The sequence below is a fragment of the Geobacillus sp. Y412MC52 genome (genome assembly GCF_000174795.2).
Taxonomy (GTDB): Bacteria; Bacillota; Bacilli; order Bacillales; family Anoxybacillaceae; genus Geobacillus; species Geobacillus thermoleovorans.
In genome coordinates this window covers 1,093,892-1,117,102 of the sequence record NC_014915.1, presented here as the reverse complement: position 1 = coordinate 1,117,102, position 23,211 = coordinate 1,093,892, and the positions used below count along the sequence as shown (strand labels likewise).

The 23,211-nt window shown below is 53.9% G+C and carries 20 protein-coding genes and 1 pseudogene; 2 read left to right on the top strand and 19 right to left on the bottom strand.

What is annotated here, in order from left to right:
• Position 1: 1 nt before the first annotated feature.
• The 14 genes from rsgA to GYMC52_RS05555 all read right to left on the bottom strand — a co-directional run bounded on the left by rsgA (position 2) and on the right by GYMC52_RS05555 (position 15,958).
• Positions 2 to 883: a ribosome small subunit-dependent GTPase A gene (gene rsgA, locus GYMC52_RS05620; RefSeq protein WP_013523372.1), complete on the bottom strand. Its 882-nt coding sequence runs from the start codon at positions 881 to 883 to the stop codon at positions 2 to 4.
• Positions 853 to 2,859: a Stk1 family PASTA domain-containing Ser/Thr kinase gene (gene pknB, locus GYMC52_RS05615; RefSeq protein ID WP_013523371.1), complete on the bottom strand. Its 2,007-nt coding sequence runs from the start codon at positions 2,857 to 2,859 to the stop codon at positions 853 to 855. The genes rsgA and pknB overlap by 31 nt, the downstream gene beginning before the upstream one ends.
• A 5-nt stretch (positions 2,860 to 2,864) precedes the next feature.
• Complete coding sequence (locus GYMC52_RS05610; protein ID WP_013145791.1) at positions 2,865 to 3,614, bottom strand: Stp1/IreP family PP2C-type Ser/Thr phosphatase; 750 nt, start codon at positions 3,612 to 3,614, stop codon at positions 2,865 to 2,867.
• A 5-nt stretch (positions 3,615 to 3,619) separates the two neighbouring features.
• On the bottom strand, positions 3,620 to 4,717 hold the full coding sequence (gene rlmN, locus GYMC52_RS05605; protein ID WP_013523369.1) for a 23S rRNA (adenine(2503)-C(2))-methyltransferase RlmN: 1,098 nt from the start codon (positions 4,715 to 4,717) through the stop codon (positions 3,620 to 3,622).
• Between the two features lie 4 nt (positions 4,718 to 4,721).
• Positions 4,722 to 6,056, bottom strand: coding sequence for a 16S rRNA (cytosine(967)-C(5))-methyltransferase RsmB (gene rsmB, locus GYMC52_RS05600; protein WP_013523368.1), 1,335 nt, complete (start codon positions 6,054 to 6,056; stop codon positions 4,722 to 4,724).
• The gene (fmt, locus tag GYMC52_RS05595) at positions 6,043 to 7,002 is read right to left on the bottom strand and encodes a methionyl-tRNA formyltransferase (protein ID WP_013145794.1); all 960 of its coding nucleotides are present in this window, start codon (positions 7,000 to 7,002) and stop codon (positions 6,043 to 6,045) included. Before fmt ends, rsmB begins: the two co-directional genes overlap by 14 nt.
• 20 nt (positions 7,003 to 7,022) lie before the next feature.
• Positions 7,023 to 7,496 (bottom strand): peptide deformylase, encoded by a 474-nt coding sequence (def, locus tag GYMC52_RS05590; protein ID WP_013145795.1) that lies wholly within the window; start codon positions 7,494 to 7,496, stop codon positions 7,023 to 7,025.
• Between the two features lie 16 nt (positions 7,497 to 7,512).
• The gene (gene priA, locus GYMC52_RS05585) at positions 7,513 to 9,918 is read right to left on the bottom strand and encodes a primosomal protein N' (protein ID WP_013523367.1); all 2,406 of its coding nucleotides are present in this window, start codon (positions 9,916 to 9,918) and stop codon (positions 7,513 to 7,515) included.
• Complete coding sequence (gene coaBC, locus GYMC52_RS05580) at positions 9,915 to 11,120, bottom strand: bifunctional phosphopantothenoylcysteine decarboxylase/phosphopantothenate--cysteine ligase CoaBC (protein WP_013523366.1); 1,206 nt, start codon at positions 11,118 to 11,120, stop codon at positions 9,915 to 9,917. Before coaBC ends, priA begins: the two co-directional genes overlap by 4 nt.
• 49 nt (positions 11,121 to 11,169) lie before the next feature.
• Entirely contained in the window at positions 11,170 to 11,370 is a 201-nt protein-coding gene (gene rpoZ, locus GYMC52_RS05575; protein WP_011230668.1) for a DNA-directed RNA polymerase subunit omega, read from the bottom strand.
• Positions 11,371 to 11,372: 2 nt separating this feature from the next.
• Positions 11,373 to 11,990 (bottom strand): guanylate kinase, encoded by a 618-nt coding sequence (gmk, locus tag GYMC52_RS05570; RefSeq protein ID WP_011230667.1) that lies wholly within the window; start codon positions 11,988 to 11,990, stop codon positions 11,373 to 11,375.
• Between the two features lie 11 nt (positions 11,991 to 12,001).
• Positions 12,002 to 12,265, bottom strand: coding sequence for an extracellular matrix/biofilm regulator RemA (gene remA / locus GYMC52_RS05565; protein WP_011230666.1), 264 nt, complete (start codon positions 12,263 to 12,265; stop codon positions 12,002 to 12,004).
• 56 nt (positions 12,266 to 12,321) lie between these two features.
• Complete coding sequence (locus GYMC52_RS05560) at positions 12,322 to 13,197, bottom strand: YicC/YloC family endoribonuclease (RefSeq protein ID WP_013523365.1); 876 nt, start codon at positions 13,195 to 13,197, stop codon at positions 12,322 to 12,324.
• A gap of 88 nt (positions 13,198 to 13,285) precedes the next feature.
• Positions 13,286 to 15,958 (bottom strand): cation-translocating P-type ATPase, encoded by a 2,673-nt coding sequence (locus GYMC52_RS05555; RefSeq protein ID WP_013523364.1) that lies wholly within the window; start codon positions 15,956 to 15,958, stop codon positions 13,286 to 13,288.
• 312 nt (positions 15,959 to 16,270) lie between these two features.
• Between GYMC52_RS05555 and GYMC52_RS05550 the strand changes: the two genes are divergently transcribed.
• Positions 16,271 to 18,010 carry an Rqc2 family fibronectin-binding protein gene (locus GYMC52_RS05550; protein WP_013523363.1) on the top strand — a complete coding sequence of 580 codons (1,740 nt, stop codon included), beginning with the start codon at positions 16,271 to 16,273 and terminating at the stop codon, positions 18,008 to 18,010.
• A gap of 205 nt (positions 18,011 to 18,215) precedes the next feature.
• Here the strand turns inward: GYMC52_RS05550 and GYMC52_RS05545 are convergent, their stop codons facing one another.
• The 5 genes from GYMC52_RS05545 to GYMC52_RS05530 all read right to left on the bottom strand — a co-directional run bounded on the left by GYMC52_RS05545 (position 18,216) and on the right by GYMC52_RS05530 (position 22,587).
• Positions 18,216 to 18,779 carry a Uma2 family endonuclease gene (locus GYMC52_RS05545; protein WP_013523362.1) on the bottom strand — a complete coding sequence of 188 codons (564 nt, stop codon included), beginning with the start codon at positions 18,777 to 18,779 and terminating at the stop codon, positions 18,216 to 18,218.
• Positions 18,780 to 18,844: 65 nt separating this feature from the next.
• Positions 18,845 to 19,213 carry a PIN domain-containing protein gene (locus tag GYMC52_RS05540; protein WP_041469568.1) on the bottom strand — a complete coding sequence of 123 codons (369 nt, stop codon included), beginning with the start codon at positions 19,211 to 19,213 and terminating at the stop codon, positions 18,845 to 18,847.
• A 59-nt stretch (positions 19,214 to 19,272) separates the two neighbouring features.
• On the bottom strand, positions 19,273 to 19,443 hold the full coding sequence (locus tag GYMC52_RS18480; RefSeq protein ID WP_013523360.1) for a hypothetical protein: 171 nt from the start codon (positions 19,441 to 19,443) through the stop codon (positions 19,273 to 19,275).
• A 481-nt stretch (positions 19,444 to 19,924) separates the two neighbouring features.
• Positions 19,925 to 20,545, bottom strand: a complete 621-nt coding sequence (locus GYMC52_RS05535) for a hypothetical protein (RefSeq protein ID WP_230982744.1) — start codon at positions 20,543 to 20,545, stop codon at positions 19,925 to 19,927.
• 5 nt (positions 20,546 to 20,550) lie between these two features.
• Positions 20,551 to 22,587, bottom strand: a complete 2,037-nt coding sequence (locus tag GYMC52_RS05530) for an RHS repeat domain-containing protein (protein WP_013523358.1) — start codon at positions 22,585 to 22,587, stop codon at positions 20,551 to 20,553.
• Positions 22,588 to 22,816: 229 nt separating this feature from the next.
• Here GYMC52_RS05530 and GYMC52_RS19215 point away from each other — a divergent pair.
• A pseudogene (locus GYMC52_RS19215) lies at positions 22,817 to 23,136 on the top strand (transposase); the annotation flags it as partial.
• Positions 23,137 to 23,211 lie beyond the last annotated feature (75 nt).

The window sequence follows — 23,211 nt, the reverse complement described above, 5'->3', positions numbered from 1 at the left end:
TTCAATACCTCGGCTTTCGTTCTTTCATTTCGGCAACAAAACTAACGTAGTGGTCATAGCGGTACGATGGAATCTCCCCGGCCTCGACCGCCTCACGCACAGCGCATTTCGGCTCGGCGATATGAAGGCAGCCGCGGAACTTGCACCCTTCCCCGTACGTTCGGAATTCAGGAAAATAATGCGGCAATTCATCAAGCTCGATCTGGTCAAACTCAAGCGCGCCAAACCCTGGGGTGTCGGCGACAAGTCCACCGGCGACCTCAAGCAGTTCGACATGGCGGGTCGTATGCTTGCCGCGCCCTAAATGGGTGGAAATGTCGCCCGTTTTCAACCGCAAATCCGGACGGAGCGCGTTTAATAAGGACGATTTGCCGACGCCGGACTGCCCGGCGACGACGGAGACGCGGCCGCGAAGGCGCAACGCCAGTTCATCGAGGCCGCCCTTGGTCACTGCTGACGTTTCAATCACGTCGTAGCCGATGCGCCGGTAATCATGCACGTAGCGGGCGATCTCTTCTTTCGATTCGCCATCCAACAAATCGATTTTGCTGATGACAATGATCGGCGCGATGCGTTTCGATTCAACCAAGACAAGAAAGCGGTCGAGCAGCTTGGCGCTGAAGTCCGGGCTTACAGCCGAAAAGACTAAAATCGCCTGTTCGACGTTGGCAATCGGCGGCCGCACAAGCTCATTTTGCCGCTCGCCAATCTCCAAAATATAGCCTTCCGTTTCGCTCGTCGCCTGAAAAACGACGCGGTCGCCGACGAGCGGCGTCACTTTTTTCTTGCGGAACACACCGCGCCCGCGGCATTGGAACACGCGACCTTCGGACAAGACGTAATAAAATCCGCTTAATGCTTTAATGATTTGTCCTTCCGCCATAGCCTCACCCCTTTTTTTTCGTTATTTTCTGGGTACGGGATCGATCCTTCCTCTTTGACGACATTGTTGACAATGACGCGGTAATAAGCGGTCTCCCCATATGGAATTTCAAACTCGACCATCTCGGTCGCTGGCGCCGTCAGCCGGTATGTTTTGTATGGCGTTGACATATTGTGGTTGGCATCTTGGATGTAAAGCTGGGCTTCAACCATTTGCCCCGGCATCGCCGGTTCATACGGGATCATAATCTCTTTCACTACCGTTTTGGACGGCTTCGGCTCCGGCCCGCGGGAAATGACGACCGTGATGGTTTCCCCTTTTTTTACCTGCTCGTTCGCCGCTGGAGTTTGCGAAATGACAAGCCCTTCTGGCACCTCGTCCGAATACTCGTACTTCACGTCAATGCGCAGCCCTTGATCCGCGCCGTAGTCGCGCACGCTTTTTTCCGTATAGCCAGTCAAATCTTTAACGGTGACCTTCTCCGGCCCGAGGCTGACGGTGAACATCACTTCCGTTTCATCAGGCACGACTTCATCACCGGCGTACGGGTATTGATCCAAAATCGTCCCTTCCGGCTTGTCGCTGTAGCGGCCGCTGCGTGTGATGCGGGTAAATCCTTCGGCGCGCAGCTCCTCCTCCGCCGCAGCAATATCATCGCCAATGAAGCTTGGAAATTCGATTTTCTTTTTTCCAATGCTTTTATAAATGATGACGCCGGCCCCTTTCTTCACCGTCATGCCGGCTTCCGGATCGGTGCGCACGACTTTTCCTTCTTCGATTTGATCATCTTCCACATCAATCGTATCTTTGATTTCCAAACCGAGCGACGACAGCTGTTCAACAGCGTCATCATAGTTTTTGTTGACCACGTTCGGCATCGTCACTTCTTTTGGAAAAATGAGGCCCGGAATCCATGTGACCGCGCTGACGCCGGCAGCTCCAATGAACAGCAAGGCAGCCACAAGCCAGGCGATCCATGCCCGTTTCCGCTTTGGTTTCGGTTCGCCCGTCGTATGAACCGGTTCGCTCGTTTTTTCCTCGTACACAAGCGTCTCTTGCTCCAACGCCGCGCTTTCCGCATGTTTGATCATCGGAATGGCTTTCGTCGCTTCCTCATCGTCATCGGGTATGGTAAATTTCGGCTCGTTGCGCCGCCTTGGATCCAGCGCTGTCCGAATGTCCTCGTTCATTTCGCGCGCGGATTGGTAGCGGTAAAACGGGTCTTTCGCCGTCGCTTTTAAAATAATGTTTTCCACACTTTGCGGGATGTCGGGATTCCACGCCTTCGGCGGCGGCGTTTCCGCCTGCAAGTGCTTCAACACGATCGAAACGGCTGATTCGCCGGAAAACGGCAGCCGACCGGTGACGAGTTCAAACATGACAATGCCGAGTGAATAAATGTCCGATTTTTCAGTAGCGATGCCCCCGCGCGCCTGCTCCGGCGACAAATAATGAACCGAACCGAGCACCGAGTTGGTCTGCGTGATCGTCGTGCCGCTCATCGCCACAGCGATGCCGAAGTCGGTCACTTTCACATTGCCGTGCTCATCAAGCAAAATGTTTTGCGGTTTAATGTCGCGATGGATGATGCCGTTCTCATGGGCATGGGCGATCGCCGATGTCAGCTGGTCCATGATGCCAAGCGCCCGTTCGACCGGAAGCGGAGCGTGCTGCTGGATGTATTGCTTCAGCGTCGCGCCGCGCACATATTCCATGACGATGTAATAGACGCCTTCCTCTTCGCCGACGTCATAAATGGAGACGATATGTTCATGGTTTAAGCTCGTCGCCGCTTGCGCCTCGCGGCGGAACCGTTTGATGAACTGATCATCATTGGCAAAATCAAGGCGGAGCACTTTGACAGCAACATCGCGCTCCAAAATCATATCGCGGGCCAAATACACGTTGGCCATGCCGCCGCCGCCGATGAGGCTGATGATTTTATAGCGGTCATTCAATCGCTTTCCAATGAGCACGCCGATCACCCACCTTCACGTTCCGCTGAAACATCGATGACCGCCAGCGAAATGTTGTCTTCTCCGCCCCGCCCGTTGGCGAGCTGGATAAGCGCCTCCGCCTTCTCTTCCAGCGTGCCGGCACCCGTCAAAATATGTATCATGTCCGCTTCCGGCACTTTATTGGACAACCCGTCCGAACATAACAACAACATGTCGCCCTCGTCCAGCGCCACTGTTTTCACGTCGATTTTCACCGCCGGTTCCGTGCCGAGCGCCCGCAGCAGCACGTTTTTGCGCGGATGATGCTCAGCCGCTTCTTTCGAAAGCTGCCCGCTTTTGACGAGCTCATTGACCAACGAATGGTCGTCGGTCAGCTGCTGAATTCCGCTTTTGTTGAGCACGTAGCAGCGGCTGTCGCCGATATGGGCAACCGTCGCAAACGAATTAGCGCAAACGGCGGCGACGACCGTCGTCCCCATTCCTTGACATTCCGGGTGGGAAAGGGCATGGCGAAACAGTTGTTCGTTCGCCGACGCAATTTGCGTCTTGAGCCATTGCTCCGCCTCAGCCGGTGAAGCAAGGCCACTCTCTTTCTCCCATCGCTCCTGCAAATACGCCACCGCCATGGAACTGGCCACATCACCGGCGCGATGGCCGCCCATCCCGTCAGCGACAACCGCTAAATATTGGCCGCTTTGATTGACAAATACGCCGCCGCTGTCTTCGTTATGTTCGCGAATTTGGCCGATGTCAGTTCGGAAAACGGCTCGCATCCGATTCACCTCGTCTCCTCTTTTCGCTCCTTCGCGCGAAGCTGTCCGCAGGCGGCATCGATGTCGTGTCCATGTTCGCGGCGAATGGTGACATTGATTCCATGTTTTTTCAACGCCCGTTCAAAGGCGAAAATTTGGCTGCGCGGCGTGCGCACATAGTTGCGCTCCGGCACGTAGTTAACCGGAATCAAATTCACATGGCATTTCAGCCCTTTAATCAGCTCGGCCAACTGCTCGGCGTGCTCAAGCTGGTCGTTCACCCCGCCGAACAATCCGTATTCAAACGTCACGCGCCGGCCGGTTTTTTCAATGTAATACCGAACCGCCTCCATGAGCTTCGGCAGCGGGTACGCTTTATTGATCGGCATGAGTTTCGTCCGCAGCTCATTCGTCGGTGCATGCAACGAAATGGCGAAGTTGATTTGCATTCCTTCATCGGCAAACTGGTAAATTTTTGGGATGATGCCGCTGGTGGAAACGGTGATATGGCGGGCGCCAATGTTCAACCCTTTTGGGTGATTGACGATGCGCAAAAACTTGATGAGCGCATCGTAGTTGTCGAACGGCTCGCCGATGCCCATGACGACGATGCTGCTGACGCGTTCATTCGTGTCATCGAGCGCCTTTTGCACTTGCACGACTTGGGCGACGATCTCGCCCGCCTCTAAATGACGCTTCAGTCCGCCGAGCGTCGAAGCGCAAAACGTGCAGCCGATGCGGCAGCCGACTTGCGTCGTGACGCACACCGAATTGCCGTAGTTATGACGCATGAGCACCGTCTCAATCGAATAGCCGTCATGGAGCTCAAACAAAAATTTGATCGTTCCGTCTTTAGACGTTTGTTTGACCACGGTTTTCAACGTCGTGATCGAAAACGATGACGCTAGCTGTTCGCGCAGCCGCTTCGGCAAATTCGTCATGTCGGCAAAATCGGTGACGCGGTTTTTATACAGCCACTCGTAAATTTGTGTGGCCCGAAACGGCTTTTCGCCTTGAGCGACAAGCCATTCCTTCAATTCGTCTAGCGTGAGCGAATAAATCGATGGCAACGGAGGCTGCGTTTCGTCGACAGAGCGGCGGGCAGCCGGACGAACCATTTCCATGCTTTTACACCCTCTTTCGCAGTCGGGCGATAAAAAACCCGTCAGAGTCAAAATGATGCGGCAAAAGCTGCAACATGCCGCCTTTCACATGCGGCCGCACCGGTTTCGGCATCCGCTCGGCAAGGCTGGCGTCGAGGAAAAAGTCCGGATGATCCGCTAAAAAGCGGGCGATGGCTTCTTCATTTTCCTCGCGCTCCACCGTGCATGTGCTGTAGACAAGCGTACCGCCTTTTTTCAAAAGCGGGGCGGCCGCCCGCAAAATGGCTTGCTGAATCTCGACAAGCGCGGCGATGGCGTCTTTCCCTTTCGTATATTTGATCTCCGGTTTGCGGCGAATGACGCCGAATCCAGTGCACGGCGCATCGACCAAAACGCGGTCAAACGATTCCGGGGCAAACCGCTCGCCGAGCCGGCGGCTGTCAAGGGAGAGCGTCGCAACGTTGTCAAGCCCGAGCCGCTTGGCCTGCTGTTCGATCAGCATTACCTTATGTTCGTGGATATCAACAGCAACGACCTCGCCGCGCCCGTCCATCCGCTCGGCGATATGGGTCGTTTTCCCGCCCGGCGCCGCGCAGCAGTCAAGCACCCGCTCGCCGGGGGCTGGGTCAAGCGCTCGAGCGACAAGCATTGAGCTTTCATCTTGAATCGTCAGCCAACCGGCGCGAAACGTCTCCGTATGAGCCAAATTCCCTTTTTCCGCCCGGATGGCCTCCGGAGCGACATGGCCAGGGATTACCTGCATCCCTTCAGCGCGCAGCCGCTCAAGCGCTTCTTCGACAGTCGCACGCAGCCGGTTGACGCGGGCCGTTGATTGCGGCGGGCGCAAATTCGTCTCGCACATGCGCGCCGCTTCTTCATAACCATATTGCTGGATCCAGCGCCGAACGAGCCACTCGGGATGGCTGGTGGCAAGGGCGAGCCGCTTGCCCGCGTCATCAACCGCCTCGATCGACGGCAGCCCCTCGCGGCCGATGGCCCGCAATACGCCGTTGACAAGTGAAGCAATGCCGCGATGGCCGCGCCGTTTGGCGATTTCAACCGCTTCAAAGACGGCGGCGCGGTCGGGAACACGATCCAAATACACCATTTGATACAGCGTCAACCGAAGAAGCACGCGCACCCACGGCTCAAGCCGGCGCGCCTTGCGCAAAAACGGCGCCAAATAATAATCGAGCGTGTCGCGCCGTTGCACCGTGCCGTAGACAATCTCGGTCAACAGCGCCGCATCGCGCCCGTCAAGGCGTCCTTTTTGAATGGCTTCGTTTAATTGCAAATGACTGTACGCTCCTTTTTGTTCAATGGCTAACAGCGTATCTAAAGCAAGTTCACGTACGTTCATGATCCTCTCCTAGCTTCATGCCGACCGCCAGCCGGCTGCCGGCGCCGCGCAAAAATTCGCCCGCCGCCATCCGTTTTTTTCCGGCCGGCTGCAATTCGGTGATGCGAATGGCTGTCTCATTGCCGGTGGCCACGACAATGCCGTTTTCCTCGAGCGCCAAAATCGTGCCCGGCGGCGCCGAACGGGGCGCCGGCACTTTTTCACCCCACCAAACCTTCCAAATGTGCCCATCCTGCGTTGTATACGTGACCGGCCACGGATGGAAGGCGCGAATATGGTTGTAAATGGCTTCGCCGGGCTGCGTCCAATCGATCCGCTCCTGCTCGCGGCGAATGTTCGGCGCATACGTCGCTTTCTCCTCATCTTGCGGAACGGGCGTAATGTTTCCTTCCAATAAAAGTGGAAGCGTTTCTGATAGTAGTTTAGCCCCGGCGGCGCTCAATTTATCATGGAGCGTGCCGACCGTATCCGTTTCAGCAATCGGCACTTCGACTTGCGCTAACATGTCGCCGGCGTCCAACCGCTCCACCATATACATGATCGTGACGCCCGTTTTCGTTTTCCCTTGCCAAATGGCGTAATGGATCGGCGCCCCGCCGCGCAGCTCGGGCAGAAGCGAGGCATGGACATTGATGCAGCCGTATTTTGGTGCATCAAGCAGCGCTTTCGGCAAAATTTGCCCGAACGCCGCCGTGACAATCAAATCGGGCGCAAACGCCAGCACTTGTTCGTATTGCTCCGGCTCGCGAATTTTTGTCGGCTGCAGCACCGGGATGCCGCGGCGCTCCGCTTCCACTTTCACCGGGGGCGGAACGGGCTCGCGCTTCCGCCCTTTTGGCTTATCCGGCTGGGTGACGACCGCTGCAACGCGGTAGCCGTCATGAAGAAGCTGGCGCAAAATCGGCACGGCAAAGTCAGGTGTTCCCATAAACACAATGTTCGTCATTGGCATCTATCCTTCCAATTCTATCCTTCCAATTCTTCAAGATCGCAATACCGAATCACTTTCGACGTAAACAGCACGCCGTGCAAATGGTCGATTTCATGTTGCAGGGCGCGCGCCAAAAAACCGGTCGCGGAAAGCGTAAACGGGCGGCCGCGCCGGTTTTGCGCCCGCACTTTCACAAACTTCGCGCGCGGCACTTCGCCAAACAAGCCGGGAAAGCTCAAACAGCCTTCAACATCCACTTGTTCGCCGCGCGCCTCGATCACGACCGGGTTGATGAGCTCGATCCGACCGTGTTCATCACCGACATCGATGACGGCGATCTGTTCGGCGACGCCGATTTGCGGGGCAGCTAGGCCCACCCCGTCAGCGGCAAGCATCGTTTCATACATATCGTCAAGCAGCCGCCCGAGCCGACGGTCAAACGCCGTCACCGGCGCGCACGGCTGCTCCAAAATCGGGTCAGGATAAGTGACAATCGGCAAAACAGACAACGTCATTCCCCCAAGTTCACATCATCATGTATGGGTTTGTATCAATGGCGACCATCACTCCGCCATGGGCGGCATCGGCTTGGTAGCGGTCGATGATCGCCTTGAGCGCCGCGGTCAAATTCGGCTCCCGTTTGTATTTTATCATGCATTGGTAACGATATCTATCGTGAAGACGGGCGATTGGCGAGGCAACGGGGCCGAGAACGACCGCTTCGTGCGACAAATGCTTGCGCAAATAGGCGGCGATTTTCTCCGCCGCTTTGGCCGCAGCCGGCGCCTCTTCGTGGGCGGCGGTAATGAGCGTCAAATAATAGTACGGAGGATAGCCGTGCGCTTTGCGCAGCGCCATCTCCCGCTGGTAAAAGGCGCGGTAGTCGTGGCGGGCGGCCAGTTCAATGCTGTAGTGCTCAGGCGTATACGTCTGAATGATCACTTCGCCGGGCAGCTCGTGCCGTCCGGCGCGCCCGCTCACTTGCGTCAACAGCTGGAACGTTTTTTCCGCGGCGCGAAAATCGGGCAAATGAAGCATCGTGTCGGCCGCCAGCACACCAACAAGCGTGACATCCGGAAAATCAAGCCCTTTGGCGATCATTTGCGTGCCGAGCAAAATATCGGCTTCCTTGGCGGCAAAACGGGAAAGCAGCTCTTCATGCGCCCCTTTGCGGCCGGTCGTATCGACATCCATGCGGATGACGCGCGCTTTCGGCAGCAACCTCGTCAGTTCTTCTTCCACTTTTTGCGTGCCGGTCCCGAAAAAGCGGATATGTTCGCTTCCGCACGACGGACAGCGAGGAGCAAGCGGCTCTTCATGCCCGCAATAGTGGCATTTCATCCGTTCCCCGGCGCGGTGGTACGTGAGCGAAATGTCGCAGTGCGGACAGCGGATGACATAGCCGCAGCTGCGGCACATGACAAACGTCGAATAACCGCGTCGATTCAACAGCAACACTGCCTGCTCGCCGCGCTCAAGCCGGCCGCGCAATTCGTCAAGCAATCGGCGTGAAAACATCGAACGGTTGCCGCTTCGCAGCTCCTCGCGCATATCGACGACATGAACGTCCGGCAGGCCGCGGTCGCTGATGCGCTCCGGCAGCTCGAGCAGCTCGTACACCCCTTTGGCGGCGCGGGCGAACGTCTCAAGCGAGGGGGTGGCGCTGCCAAGCACGACCGGGCAGCTGTGGCGGCGAGCGCGGTAAATGGCGACATCGCGCGCATGATAGCGCGGCATTTCTTCTTGCTTGTAGCTCGTCTCATGCTCCTCATCGATGATGATCATTCCCAAGTTTTCAAACGGGGCAAACACCGCCGATCGCGCCCCGACGACAAGCTGCACTTCTTTCCGGTGAATTTTCCGCCATTCGTCATATTTTTCGCCGACCGACAGCCCGCTGTGAAGCACCGCTACTTTCGAGCCGAACCGGCTTTTGAAGCGCTCGACCATTTGCGGCGTCAGCGAAATTTCCGGCACGAGAACGATCGCTTCCTTTCCTTGGCGCAACGCTTCATCGATCGCCTGCATATACACTTCCGTCTTCCCGCTGCCGGTGACGCCATACAGCAAAAACGTGCGATGCTCCCCGGCGCGCACCGAAGCGGCGATCTTCGCCAACGCCGCCTCTTGCGCCCGGGTGAGCGCCGGCGGCTCACTCGGCTGAAACGTGCGATGCTCGTACGGGTCGCGGTACACCTCGACATCGTTCAGCACCACAAATCCTTTGTCGACGAGCGCTTTCAGCGGCGCTGAGGAGACGCCAAGCACCGCTTGCAGTTCGGCAACCGGCGCCGCTTCCCCTTTTTCAAGCAAAAATGAAAGCACCTCTTTTTGCCTTGCCGGCAGCGACCCGAGCTCCTGTTTCGCCTGTTCCGATGGAATGGCAAGAGCGGCGTGCTTCACCGTTTTCTTGCCCGCTTTTTCTTTCACCTTGTAGACCGCCTCGAGCACGCCCTGCTGCACCGCTTTTTGCGCCGCCCGCCATAAACCGGCCGCCTCAACCTCTTTCCAAGGGGCTTCCGTCCGCCCGGCAAACAGCGGCTTTACCTCATCCGGCAACCTCCCTCTCTTCTCTTCATCCGTCAAGCGGAGCGTTTTTTCATATTTCGCCCGCATCGCCGCCGGCAGCATCGCCTGGTACGCCGAAATGGCAAAACAAAGCGTCGTTTCCGTTAAATAGCGGCCAAGATCCAGCAGCTCTTCGTTTAACACCGGCACGACATCAAGCACATGCTCAATCGGTTTCAGTTGTTTGATGTCGGAATGGTCTTTCACATCAACGACAAACCCTTGCAAACGCCGCGCCCCAAACGGCACCGTCACCCGCATGCCCGGCTGGATGACGCCTTGCCAGCGCTCCGGAATCCAATAATCGAACGGGCGGTCCGTCTGCCGGGACGGGACATCGACAATCACGGATGCTACTTTCATCGAATCGCCTCGATATACGCGTGAATTTCTTTTAAAATTTCCTCGGCCGCCTCGCGTTTCGTCATGAGCGGCAGCGGCCGAACGACGCCGTCGCGGCGGAAGATGGTGACGATGTTCGTATCGCCGGCAAACCCTGCCCCTTCTTCGGTGACATTGTTGGCGACGACCATATCCAACCGCTTTTCTTCAAGTTTTTTTAACGCATACTGCTCGAGGTTGTCCGTCTCAGCGGCAAATCCAACCAAAATCTGTCCCGTTTTCCGCTCGCCAAGCGCTTTCAAGATGTCCACCGTCCGCTCCATCTCGACGACATAACCGCCCGGCTGCTTTTTAATTTTGGAAGCCGCGACATATTTCGGCCGATAATCGGCGACCGCCGCCGCCTTGATCACGATGTCCGTTTCCGCAAACCGAGACAAAACCGCTTCATACATCTCTTCCGCCGATTCAACCGCCACCGTCTCGACGCCATCGGGTGAAGAAAGCGCCGTCGGTCCGGAGACAAGCGTCACCGAAGCGCCGAAGCGGGCCGCCGCTCCGGCGATGGCGTAGCCCATTTTGCCGCTCGAATAGTTGGAGAAATAGCGGACTGGATCAAGCCTCTCCCGCGTCGGCCCAGCGGTGACAAGCACACGCTTCCCGCGAAACAGCGGCGGATCACCGGCAAAAAAGCGCTCGATATGGGCGATGATTTTCTCCGGCTCCTCGAGCCGCCCTTTGCCGATGTAGCCGCACGCCAAATAGCCTTCCGACGGCTCGATGAACCGGTAGCCGAACTCACAGAGCCGCTCAATGTTCGCCTGGACGGCCGGATGCTCGTACATATGAACGTTCATCGCCGGAGCAATCCAGACGGGCGCTTTCGTCGCCAAAATCGTCGTCGTCACCATATTGTCGGCGATGCCGGCGGCCAGCTTCGCCATCGTATTGGCCGTCGCCGGTGCGACCAAAACGAGATCAGCCCAGTCCGCCAAATCGATATGGGCGATGACGGCCGGGTTGTTTTCGGCAAACGTATCGACATACACTTCCTGGCGCGACAATGCTTGAAACGTGAGCGGTGTAATGAACTGGCACGCTCCTTCTGTCATGATCACTTTTACTTCAGCGCCGCGCTGGACGAGCTGGCTGGTGAGCGCCGCCGCCTTGTACGCCGCCACCCCCCCGGTCACACAAAGCAAAATATGTTTTCCCTTGATCATGTTGGCCACCCCCCGACATTGAAAAAAATAACAACCTAAAGCTAGGTTGTTATTTTTCCTCCTCCACTAATTCGACCTTGTCACCAGCGATTTCCTCGAGCGCCTGACCGACAAATTTTTTCGACACCGGCTTTTTCACCATCAGCTCCGCACCGTCCTGCAGCTCGCGCGCCCGTTTGGCCACCACCGTGACGAGCTTGTATTTCGAATCGACTTTTTGCATCAGCAAATCGATGGAAGGATACAGCATCGTCATTCCACCCCCAACATCCGTTTATATCGCTCGGCGACGCGTTCGCGCCGGCAATGTTCGGCGATGACGATCGCCTTGATCCGCTCGCAGGCGAGCTCCACTTCATCATTTTCCACGACATAGTCGTACTCGTCCATCATTTCAAGCTCCTCTTTCGCCGCCCGCAGCCGATTTTCAATCAGCTCTTTCGACTCGGTGCCGCGTCCCATGATCCGCTTTTCAAGCTCCGTGAGGCTTGGCGGAGCAAGGAAAATGAAGAGCGCCTCTGGAAACGCCCGCCGTACTTTCATCGCTCCCTGCACTTCGATCTCTAAAAACACATCTTTCCCTTCGGCAAGCGTCTTCTCCACGTAGTCGATCGGCGTGCCATAGTAGTTGCCGACGTATTCCGCCCACTCGAGCAGCTTGTTTTCCCGAATCATTTGTTCAAACTGCTCGCGCGTGCGGAAGAAGTAGTCGACGCCTTCCACTTCGCCTTCGCGCGGCTTGCGCGTCGTGACCGACACCGAATAATGAAGATTGATGTCCGGCTGCGAAAACAGCGCCTTGCGCACCGTTCCTTTGCCAACGCCAGACGGACCCGACATGACGATCAACAACCCACGTTCGTTCTTCAACGCCCAAAACCCTACCCTTCCTCGGAGAAATCGTCGCTTCCATATAAGCGGTTCGCCACCGTTTCCGGCTGCACGGACGACAAAATGACGTGATCGCTGTCCATGATGATGACGGCGCGCGTCCTCCGCCCGTGCGTCGCGTCAACGAGCTTGCCGCTTTCGCGCGCATCTTGAATGATTCGTTTGATCGGCGCCGAATCAGGGCTGACAATCGTAATGATGCGGGCGGCTGACACCATGTTTCCGTACCCGATATTGATAAATTTCATCATCATGACACGCCCACCTGCCATATCCGATATTGTTGCCGCCAACAAGTCGTTTTAAACAGTTATTCCACGTTTTGCACTTGCTCGCGCATTTTCTCAAGCACGCTTTTCATCTCAACGACTTGCGCGGCAATCAGGCTGTCGTTTGCCTTGGCGCCGATCGTGTTGACTTCCCGGTTCAACTCTTGCACCAAAAAGTCCAGCTTCCTCCCGATCGGTTCGTCCATTTCTAAGGCGTCTGCCATTTGCGCCAAATGGCTGCGGATGCGTTTCAATTCCTCATGAATGTCCGCCTTTTCGGCAAACACCGCCACTTCTGTGAGCAGGCGCGCCTCATCGACCGGAGCGGGCGCCCATTCGCGCAGGCGGCGCGCAAGCCGCTCGCGGTATTGTTCAATAACAAGCGGCGCCCGCTGTTCAATGGCTTCCACCCCGGCTTCGACTTCATGAAGACGGGCGCGCAAATCCGCGGCAAGCGCCTCCCCTTCGCGCCGGCGCATGGCAACAAGTGCCTTTGCCGCTTCATCGACAGCGGCCAAAAGCAGCGGCTCGACCTCCTCGTTCGCTCCTTCCTCTTCCACAACTTCGACCGCCCCATCAAGCCGAAGCAGCTCGGCCGCCGTCACGCTGCCGTCAACGGCAAATCGCTTTGCTGCCTCCTGCAACCCGGCCCAATATTGGCCGAGCAAATCCCAATCAATATGTACGTTCCGCTTTACAAGTCCTTCGCCGGCGATCGTGACGAACACTTCCACTTTTCCGCGCCGCACGTACGGCAAAATTGCTTTCTTTATTTTATCCTCAAACACGAGCCATTGTCTAGGGAGGCGAATGGAAATTTCGCAAAACCGGTGGTTGACCGATTTCATTTCCACCGCCACCATCAAACGATCTGTTTTTTTCGTGCTTGCGCCGAAGCCGGTCATGCTGTAAACCATATCATCACATCCGTTGTTGCCTTGATGAAAAAGAAAAGGTCATAGAGCGTTCCTCTATCACCTTTTTTATTATAACATATCCATCCTTTTATTTTCTCGTAAAAAGCGAGCCAGCAAACAAAAATGTCGGCAAGGCGGACAAGCCAATGATGAGCAGCCAATCGACCGCTGCGAGCGGCTTCGTATGGAACACTGCGGCAAGCGGTGGGTAATAGATGACGACAACGAGCAAAAGCAGCGACACGATCACCGCCGCGACAAGGTATATGTTCCCGAACGGACTGCGGTCAAAAACCGAATGGTCGCAACGGCAGTCGAACACATGGATCAATTGGGCCAACACAAGCGTCGCAAACGCCGCCGTCTGGGCGTAAACGAGATCCTCGCCGCTCCGTTCATAGGCGGTCAGAAACGCAGCCAGCGTAACAACGCCGATCAAAAAGCCGCGGCTTACGATTTTCCAGCCGAGCCCGCGGGCGAACACCCCTTCATCGGGACGGCGCGGCGGCCGCTTCATCACGTTTTCTTCTGGTTGGTCGAGCCCGAGCGCCATGGCTGGCAAACCGTCGGTGACAAGATTGACCCATAAAATTTGAATCGGCACGAGCGGCAGCGGCAAGGCAAGCAGCATCGCAAACAACATGACGAGAATTTCCCCGACGTTCGAGGCGAGCAAGTAGCGGATAAACTTGCGAATGTTTTCGTAAATGTTGCGCCCCTCTTCGATCGCGGCCTCAATCGTCGCAAAGTTGTCATCCAACAAAACGAGCGACGCCGCCTCTTTCGCCACCTCTGTCCCCGACCGGCCCATGGCGACGCCAATATCGGCTGCTTTCAGAGCGGGCGCATCGTTCACCCCGTCGCCGGTCATGGCAACAATATGGCCGCGACGCTTGAGGGCGTTGACAATTTTTAACTTATGCTCCGGAGCGACGCGGGCAAACACGTAAATCTCATCAACTACGCGTTCGAGCTCATCGACCGACAGCTTCGAGAGCGTCGCCCCATCCATCACTTTTCCGCCAGGCGGCAGCACGCCAAGCTGTTTGGCGATGGCAGTGGCTGTCAACACATGGTCGCCGGTGATCATCACCGTTTTCATCCCCGCCTCTTTGCATCGCGCCACTGCTTGCTTCACCTCAGGCCGCGGCGGATCGATCATGCCGGCGACGCCGAGGAACCGAAGCTTTGTCTCCGCATCCTTCTCCGACTCGATCCGTTCCGTTTCCGAAAGCGGCCGATACGCGACGGCGATCGTGCGCAAGGCGGAAGACGCCATCTGGCGAATCGCCTTCTCGATCGTTTCTTTCCACGCCGGGGTCAGCATCTGCTCGCGGCCGTTCCATTCAAGGCGGTCCGCCCGCTCAAGCAGCACATCGGGCGCCCCTTTCGTCACGACAAACCGACGGCCGTTTCGGTCGCGGACGATCACCGTCATCATTTTCCGCTCGGAATCAAACGGAAACTCCTGTTCGATCGTGTACTCACGCAAAAGCATTCCTTTCGCCAATCCAGCTTTGGCCGCCGCGACCAGCAGCGCTCCTTCCGTCGGATCGCCGTCGACGTAACGCCGGCCGTTTTCCTCTTTCAACTCCGAACTATTGCAAAGCACCCCCATTGTCAATAGGCGAGCGAGCTCGGGAACGCGGTTCGGATCAACCGTCCGGCCGCGTTCAGAAAACTCGCCATCCGTTTCAAGACCAACGCCGCTTACCGCAAATGTCCGCCCGCCTGCCCATACTTGCGTGACGGTCATCATGTTTTCCGTCATCGTCCCCGTTTTGTCGGAACAAATGACCGAAGCGCAGCCGAGCGTTTCCACCGCCGGAAGCTTGCGGACGATGGCGTTCCGTTTGATCATCCGCTGCACGCCAAGCGCCAAGACGACCGTCACAATGGCCGGCAACCCCTCCGGAATGGCGGCGACCGCGAGCGACACACCAGCCAAAAACATTTCATACAGATCGTGCCCTTGCATAACTCCAACCGCCACCACGGCGGCCGTCAACGCCAAGGCGACGACAAGCAAAATTTTCCCAAGCTGCTCGAGTCGGCGCTGGAGCGGGGTCGCTCCTGCGTCCGCCTCCTCCAGCATCGCCGCGATTTGCCCCATCGCGGTTTTCATCCCGGTGGCGATGACGATCCCAACCCCATTCCCCCGTGTCACAAGCGTCCCCATAAACGCCATATTATGCAAATCCCCGAGCGACGCCTGTGCTGTATGAAGCGGGGCGGCGGATTTGGCCACCGGCACTGATTCGCCCGTCAGCGCCGACTCCTCGATTTCCAGGCCGGCCGCCTCAATCAAGCGGACGTCGGCCCCGACCCGGTCGCCGCTTGCAAGCCTCACCACATCGCCGACAACAAGCTCGCGCGTGGGGACTTTCACCCACTCCCCGCCGCGCAACACAACCGCTTGCGGAGCGGACAACCGTTTTAAGGCGGCAAGCGACTTTTCCGCCCGCCGCTCCTGGATAAACCCCAGGATGGCGTTCATGATCACGATGACGACAATCGCCACCGCATCCACATACTCGCCTAAAAACGCGGAAATCACCGTCGCCAAAAGCAACACAAGCACCATAAAATCTTGAAACTGGCGAAAAAAGACGACGATGGCCGACTCCTTCTTCCCTTCCGCCAGCTCGTTGTACCCGAACTGCCGCAGCCGTTTTTCCGCCTCCGCCGCAGTAAGCCCGGTCTTGACATTCGTCTTCGTCTCGTGCGCGACATCGCTTGCCGCGAGCGTATGCCATTGCATCTGTCTCCCTCCGTCCTTTCATTTTTTCGCACGCCGTTCCTGCTTCTCTATGCTTATTCATACATGTCCCAAAAAATGATAGTCTCCGCCATGATGTTCAGCGACACAAACATAAGGAGTCGTAGACCCTTTGCCACGCCATCCCCCCATAAGGGAAAAAATCGTGTCAAAAAAGCAGGCCTCCCCATTTTATGCAACATGTTCGTCGGGCATCTTCGTCCGTCTTCAGGTAATATTCAAAGAAATGTTCAAAACGGCGGGTCGTATGGTAAGATCGAAATAGCAAACAAACGAAATAGAAAGGTGTTTTCCATGTCCTTTGACGGAGTGTTTACGTACGCCATTGTCAGTGAACTCGAAGAGGCGCTTGCGGGCGGGCGGATCACGAAAATCCACCAGCCGTCGGCGTATGAGATCGTCATGCTCGTGCGCGCCCGCGGCCATAATCATAAAGTGATGCTGTCGGCGCATCCGACGTACGCCCGCGTCCATTTGACAAACGAAACGTACACCAACCCATCCGAGCCGCCGATGTTTTGCATGCGGCTGCGCAAACAGTTGGAAGGAAGCATCATCGAGTCGGTCCGTCAAGTCGATTTCGACCGCATCATCGTCATGGACACAAAAGGCCACGATGAACTCGGCGATCTGCAGACGAAGCGGCTCATCATTGAAGTGATGGGCCGCCATAGCAACATCATCCTCGTTGATGCATCGACCAACACGATCATCGACAGCCTGAAGCATTTGCCGCCGTCGGTCAACCGCTACCGGACGGTGCTTCCCGGGCATCCGTACGTCGCCCCGCCGACGCACGGCAAGCTGAATCCGCTTGAAGCGACGGAAGAAACGGTGCTGAAAAAACTTGATTTTCACGCCGGCAAGCTCGCCCATCAGCTTGTTTCCGCCTTCAGCGGCCTTTCGCCGCTATTTGCCAATGAGGCGGTGTTCCGCGCTGGGCTCGCCAACCGGACAACGCTGCCGAAAAGCTTCCTCGCGCTCATCGATGACGTTCGGCACCGCCGCTTTGCCCCGATGATGTACACGAACGGGGAAAAAGAATGGTTTTACGTTTTGCCGCTTAAGCACTTAAAAATCGAAGGCCAACCGTTTGCGAGTGCAAGCGAGCTATTGGACCGCTTTTATTTCGGCAAGGCCGAGCGCGACCGCGTCAAGCAGCAAGCCCATGACATCGAGCGGCTCATGGCGAACGAAAAGGCGAAAAACGAGAAAAAGCTCGCCAAGCTCGAACAGACGCTCGAAGAAGCAAAGAAAGCCGACGTTTATCAACTGTACGGCGAACTGCTCACCGCCCATTTGTACGCCATAAAGCGCGGCATGACGGAAATCGAGGTCGCAAACTACTACGACGAAAACGGAGGCACCATCACCATTCCGCTCGACCCGCAAAAATCGCCGTCCGAGAACGCGCAACAGTACTTTCAAAAATACCAAAAAGCGAAAAACTCGTTCGCCGTCGTTCAAGAACAAATCGAGCGGACGAAAGAAGACATCGCCTATTGCGACACGATTTTAAGCCAGCTTGAAACCGCCTCGCCGAAAGATGTCGAGGAAATCCGCGACGAGCTCATCGAACAAGGCTATTTGCGCCCGCGCGCCGCGAAAGGAGCAAAAAAGCGAAAAACCGCCGCGCCCGAGCTTGACCGCTACGTCGCAAGCGACGGCACGGAAATACTCGTTGGCAAAAACAACAAACAAAACGATTATCTCACGACAAAGCTGGCCCATAAGGACGATGTTTGGCTGCATGTGAAAAACATCCCCGGCTCGCACGTCGTCATCCGGAGCAAGCAGCCGTCTGACGAGACGCTCTTGGAAGCGGCGAATCTCGCCGCCTACTTCAGCAAAGCCCGCCACTCCGGATCCGTGCCTGTCGACTACACGCGCATCCGCTATGTAAAAAAACCGAGCGGCGCCAAGCCGGGATTTGTCATTTACGAAAACGAGCAAACGCTCTACGTCACACCGGATGAAGAACTCGTCCGCACCATGAAACAGCGGCAAAAAGAACAAGCGGCGAAACCATCGTAAACGCGCCCCAATGGCCGCCCAACACGGCATCGGGCGATTTGCGCGAACTCCCGCAAACCGAAACGGTCTAGTGCCGCATAAAAGACAGCGGGCTGTCTGTAAGACCAGCTGCATTGGCCTTACGGACAGCCCGCTTTGCAAACTTGTCGAGTCAACCACAAGCCGCCATCACGAATGCAACTCCATGCACGTCTTGCCATCCGTCTCAACGAAACACATCCTCAAGAGCCACTTCAAGCCTAGGAAAGCATGCCGACTGCACCACACCCGTTCCCGCTTTCACATCCGCCTGCTCATACAGTCCTTCCTCGTTCAGCGTATAGACGGTAATCGCCTCTTTCATCGGATTGACGATCCAATACTCTTTCACACCGTACGCCATATACAAATTGAATTTGGTCACTAAATCGTGCGCCTGGTTGGAAGGGCTCAAGATCTCAACGATAAGAGTAGGCACGCCGACATACTTCGTTTCCGTAAACCCTTTTGAATCGCAAATAACGCTTAAATCCGGAATGACGACTTTGCGATCGGGAAACTTGTCGCTAGCCAGTTCGATATCGGTCGGCGCCGCAAACACGTTGCACGGCTTCCCACGAAAATAAAGGCCAAGTTCGGTATGAAGGTTGCTCGAAACAAGCTGATGCTTGATGCTTGGCGACGGAGCCATATACACAGCGCCATCAATATATTCAAGCCACTCATCGCTTTGTTCCCGCAACGCCCAATATTGCTCGTACGACACATTGGAAAACCGAGGCAAGGACATCGGCATCTTCTCCTTTGTCGCTTACATCTTCCCCAAAAGAAGAACACAACAGCCGTAATGGCCGGCTATTCCTCAAGCATCTTATCCAGCTTCTTATCAAAAGTATACACTTGATATCCCTTCACTTTGTTATAGGCGTATAAAGGGGTATCGACAAAGTCCAAGCGCCTTTTGCCAAACAGAGCAAGCGCCTCCTCTACGACCTCGATATCATCCACCTCGATATTATCGTATTTGAGCAATTCTAAAAGAATATCGCTGATCTCGTCATTTTTTACCTTGTACACTTTTTCAAGAACATAAACAACTTCAGCGATTACTTCTCTTAGCAACAATACTTTGTTATCTTCAATAATCGTTGCGGCTTTGCCCGACAACTCATCATGGTCATTAAGCAGATATCTTAAAATAATATTCGCATCAATGATTTTCATATTGATCCACCACAGCTTTTGACCAAGCATCGCTTTCTCGGGCTTGCAAAGTCTCATTTTTATATTTGGACAGAGCCCCTCTTAGATTCCTTTTTTTTTGGCTGTTCCAAATCTTCTTTATCCGCATAAGGAAGAATAATGACTTCCACTTTTCTATTTTTTAATGATTGAGGCAAATCGACGATCTTTTCTAAGTCATTGCTGTTTTTGATTACTCTTACAAAATCCATAACGTTTTCACTCCTTTCAAGGAAGATGGATCCTTTTAAACATATTATACCCGTTCATTGTACATCATAAGATGAAAATTCACTTTACGATCTAGGTTTCGCAGCTTTTATCAAGTCATTAACTGTTTTTTATTTCCATCTATATAGATGCAATTTGAAGCTTTAACATTTGTAGCTTTTACCGAGCATTTGATCGACTGTCGGGCGACCGAACAACGCCGCTTTCAGACCCATGTATGGGTCTGTGAAGCGGGTGGTTGTTCGGTCTTCCGTCACGCCTTGGCGTGACGGAGGCAAACCTGTGGCTTGCCTTCGACAGTCGAAAAATGGACAAGCGACTTTTCCATCAAGGATATGTTAAACTTTTTCGTTGCATCTATATAATAAACCTTTGTTTGGTCATGAAAAAAGAAACCTTGAAAGGCCTTCTGCCAATCAAGGCTCTTTATTGTTCTGTCTTAGCGTTCGGGATAAGGCTTCTTTACTTAGCGTCGTTAGAATAATACAAGAAAAGAGAATCCACAACCTCTTGCGGAAGCTGTTGATTGGCAAAATTCAACGCCACCCATGATAGAACCGTTTGATCCATTGGACGCCAAGTTTTTACAATCGGCCATGCATCCACACGATGGTTTGCATCTCGAAGTCCTAAAATGCAAATGCCGTAATTTCTGTCCCCCCATATAGCCCATTTCATGGAAGGAGGCAACCAAATAACTGTATACGAATTGTATAGTATTGCATCGGCTGGACTTTCCTTAGGCCCCAATTCCAGAACATTTACATATTGATCAGATGTTAAATGAACAGGGAGTTTCACCCAATTATAGTAACCAAATTCTTCGTAAAAGTATTCTACAGGATGAGGATCTAGTACAGCAGTAAGAATATACTCATCTTTCATTTTTTTCGACAATTGTTGAATTACGGTCCAAAAATCCCCATCCATTGTCCAGTCGAATTCTTCAAACCAAAAATAACGAAATGGTTCACGAAATACCTGTTTGGGCAATCGATTTTCTAATAAAAACACATCGTTCACCGTGCGGTATAACTGATAAAATTCTCTTTTTTCTCTCACAAACAATGTTTCTAAATTCACGAAGATCACCTATTTTTTAACCTGATTTTTAAAGTCATTTTTTTACTTCCCTTTGGATAATAGTCAGCGGTTGGCCCACCTGTAGATTTCGCTTCATCACGAAGAACGTATTTAGCTCCGTCCTTTGTAAATATCGTGGTTTTTCCATCTTTTGATTTCGATTTTCTCCATCCATTTCTAAGCAGATTTTTTTCGAACTCTGCTTTAGAAACATCCGTCTGTATGTTAATATAGCGGCTGCCGCTTTTAGTCACATTTTTGTATTTACAGGACTTGCATTTCCCTTTAAATAATGTTTTTAACCTGTTTACTAATTTGACTAAAAGCGATACAACAACTCTGTACTTCCCATCCGGATCCACGAACATCACCGGATTGTTGTTCGCATACGCATACCCATTTTGCGTCAAGAGGTCATCCGCATCACCCGGATCGGGGTCGAGCGACAGGAACACGCCATGCTCTGGGTGGTAGTACCGGGCAATCAGGTAATAAAGACCCGTTTCTTGGTCATATTGGTACCCCGCATATCGGTATGGGTTTTCGTCCGCCAAGGCGCCGGATTGAGAGAGAATATTCCCCCTCGCATCGTATTGATAACGGGCAACGATGTTTCCTTGTTCATCCGTCAGGGCGATGACATCGCCATGGGTGTTATAGTGGTAAAAATACGTCGCATTGCCTTTTTTCATGGCAAGGAGTTGCCCGTTTTCTCCGTATATATATGATCTTACCACATTTCCGCTTGCGTCGGTTTCATACAAGACGTTGAGGCTGTCGCCTTGGTAATGGTAGTTCGTAATGACGCCATTTACATTCTTTTGGATGCGCCGGCCGTCTTCATCATATTGGTACGTCACAAACGGCGTGCTTTCGCCTTTTCTTGTGATGGAGACGAGCTGGTCAGCTTCGTTCCATTCATATCGATACTGTCCGTCTTCGACACGGTTGCCGTTCGCATCGTACGTGATGGTTTCGTCACCGAAACGAACCAACTGATTCGCCGCATTATAATCAGCCGTGGTCGTCGTCGACTGCCCGTCTTTCGTTTTCACGATTTGCTTCCGATTGCCGAATCCGTCGTACGTATACGCGATCGTCGTTCCATCCGGCCATTGCTCTTCGACTAGTTGATCCAAGGCGTCATAACGATAGAGCGTCTTCGCGCCGGTCGGGGTGGCGATTTCTGTCCGATTGCCGTTTTCATCGTAACGGTACGTTTCCGATACAATTTCTGTTCCGTCCGCCGTACCGACCGAAACGCTTTCCACGAGGCCGCGGTCATCATACGTAAAGGTCGAGCCGGCTCCGTTTCCTGTCGTGAAGGTGCGAACGTTCCCTCTCTCGTCATAGTCAAAGCGATACGTATACGTTCCGTCTTGGACGACTGTATTTTGATCCAAGGCATTGTATTGGTATGTGACTGTTTGGCTAAACGATCCATGGGAGAACATAAACTGTTGTAATTTATCCGATGTCGTCGGATAGGTCCACTTTTGTAATCCTCCGCGGTCGGATTGTTCAATGACACGATTCGCGGAATCAAATTTTCTTGTCTTGGTCGTACCGTCTTTTACATATTGTACAGAAAGTTCGTTTCCATTTTGATCATAACGAAATTCGTAATACGGAACGTTGTTGTAAGAAATCGTTTTGACCCGTTCCGTTCCGTCATACGTCCATTGAATCGTGTTTCCTTTCGGCAAAACCGTTTTGATTTTATTTCCATTGGCATCATATTCATTCGTTGTCACATCATGGAGCGGACCAACGGTTTTCATGAGTTTGCCGGCCGCATCATAAGAATAGGCAAATGTTTGAGACTGGCCGTCGCTGGTTCGAATGACTTTTGAAGTCATATTGCCATTTACGTCATAATCGTAGTTGACGGAAGTACCGTTCGCTAACAACAGCTGTTTTAAGCGATCCGATAAATCGTACGTGTACTCTTTTTGGTTTCCTTTCTTTACCTCCACTGTTTTGTTCTTCACAACCTTAAACAGTAGAGGGGATTTTAGGAACTGGCAAGCCTTTTTTGCCATGAAGCTCTGCCATTTTGCACTAAACACACCCAGACGTTTCTGTTTCAAGCTCGGATGTATTGGCATCAAAAGAAGACATTCAAATCATTGAACGGAAAGCGCTCGATCTTCTCCAATCGTATTGGCACCAGTTGCTTTTGCATTCGCATAATGGCGGAATCAACCTTTTCTCTCTCCTTTCCCTGTTACGAAAACATGCCAAGAAAGGGCAAAGGAAAAGGGAAGAAACTTTACGGATGAGATTTACGTCAAAAAACCGGAACGGGTGCGGTATTGGGCTATTTGTTTCTGTTGGCCTTGGCCATTTACCACGTCTTCCAGCGCCGGGTGCGTCCGTTCATCACACCCGAACGCCCGTTAAAGGGCGCAGGAGGCCGGAAACGGACCCGACCAACCGGACAAGCGATTTTTCAATTGTTTTGGTATGTCAGAGTCGTCCTGCTGGAACTGCTCGATGGGCAAATCCAACGCAGGCTAGGGAAACCGCTCACCCCTGATCAGCGAAGGATTCTGCAGGGATTGGGCATGGATGAGAGCATTTACGTGTAACGTCATACGGAACGACTAGCGATGGTAAAAAAAGGATTGCCATCGCTAGTCGTGTTGGTCGGAAAGTTATTCTGA

Bases quoted from the DNA above. Each gene is read 5' to 3' on its own strand.
- rsgA (WP_013523372.1), bottom strand. From the start codon at position 883: ATGGCGGAAGGACAAATCATTAAAGCATTAAGCGGATTTTATTACGTC.
- GYMC52_RS05610 (WP_013145791.1), bottom strand. From the start codon at position 3,614: ATGCGAGCCGTTTTCCGAACTGACATCGGCCAAATTCGCGAACATAAC.
- rlmN (WP_013523369.1), bottom strand. From the start codon at position 4,717: ATGGAAATGGTTCGTCCGGCTGCCCGCCGCTCTGTCGACGAAACGCAG.
- rsmB (WP_013523368.1), bottom strand. From the start codon at position 6,056: ATGAACGTACGTGAACTTGCTTTAGATACGCTGTTAGCCATTGAACAA.
- fmt (WP_013145794.1), bottom strand. From the start codon at position 7,002: ATGACGAACATTGTGTTTATGGGAACACCTGACTTTGCCGTGCCGATT.
- priA (WP_013523367.1), bottom strand. From the start codon at position 9,918: ATGAAAGTAGCATCCGTGATTGTCGATGTCCCGTCCCGGCAGACGGAC.
- coaBC (WP_013523366.1), bottom strand. From the start codon at position 11,120: ATGATCAAGGGAAAACATATTTTGCTTTGTGTGACCGGGGGGGTGGCG.
- rpoZ (WP_011230668.1), bottom strand. From the start codon at position 11,370: ATGCTGTATCCTTCCATCGATTTGCTGATGCAAAAAGTCGATTCGAAA.
- remA (WP_011230666.1), bottom strand. From the start codon at position 12,265: ATGATGATGAAATTTATCAATATCGGGTACGGAAACATGGTGTCAGCC.
- GYMC52_RS05560 (WP_013523365.1), bottom strand. From the start codon at position 13,197: ATGGTTTACAGCATGACCGGCTTCGGCGCAAGCACGAAAAAAACAGAT.
- GYMC52_RS05555 (WP_013523364.1), bottom strand. From the start codon at position 15,958: ATGCAATGGCATACGCTCGCGGCAAGCGATGTCGCGCACGAGACGAAG.
- GYMC52_RS05550 (WP_013523363.1), top strand. From the start codon at position 16,271: ATGTCCTTTGACGGAGTGTTTACGTACGCCATTGTCAGTGAACTCGAA.
- GYMC52_RS05545 (WP_013523362.1), bottom strand. From the start codon at position 18,779: ATGTCCTTGCCTCGGTTTTCCAATGTGTCGTACGAGCAATATTGGGCG.
- GYMC52_RS05540 (WP_041469568.1), bottom strand. From the start codon at position 19,213: ATGAAAATCATTGATGCGAATATTATTTTAAGATATCTGCTTAATGAC.
- GYMC52_RS18480 (WP_013523360.1), bottom strand. From the start codon at position 19,443: ATGGATTTTGTAAGAGTAATCAAAAACAGCAATGACTTAGAAAAGATC.
- GYMC52_RS05530 (WP_013523358.1), bottom strand. From the start codon at position 22,587: ATGGCAAAAAAGGCTTGCCAGTTCCTAAAATCCCCTCTACTGTTTAAG.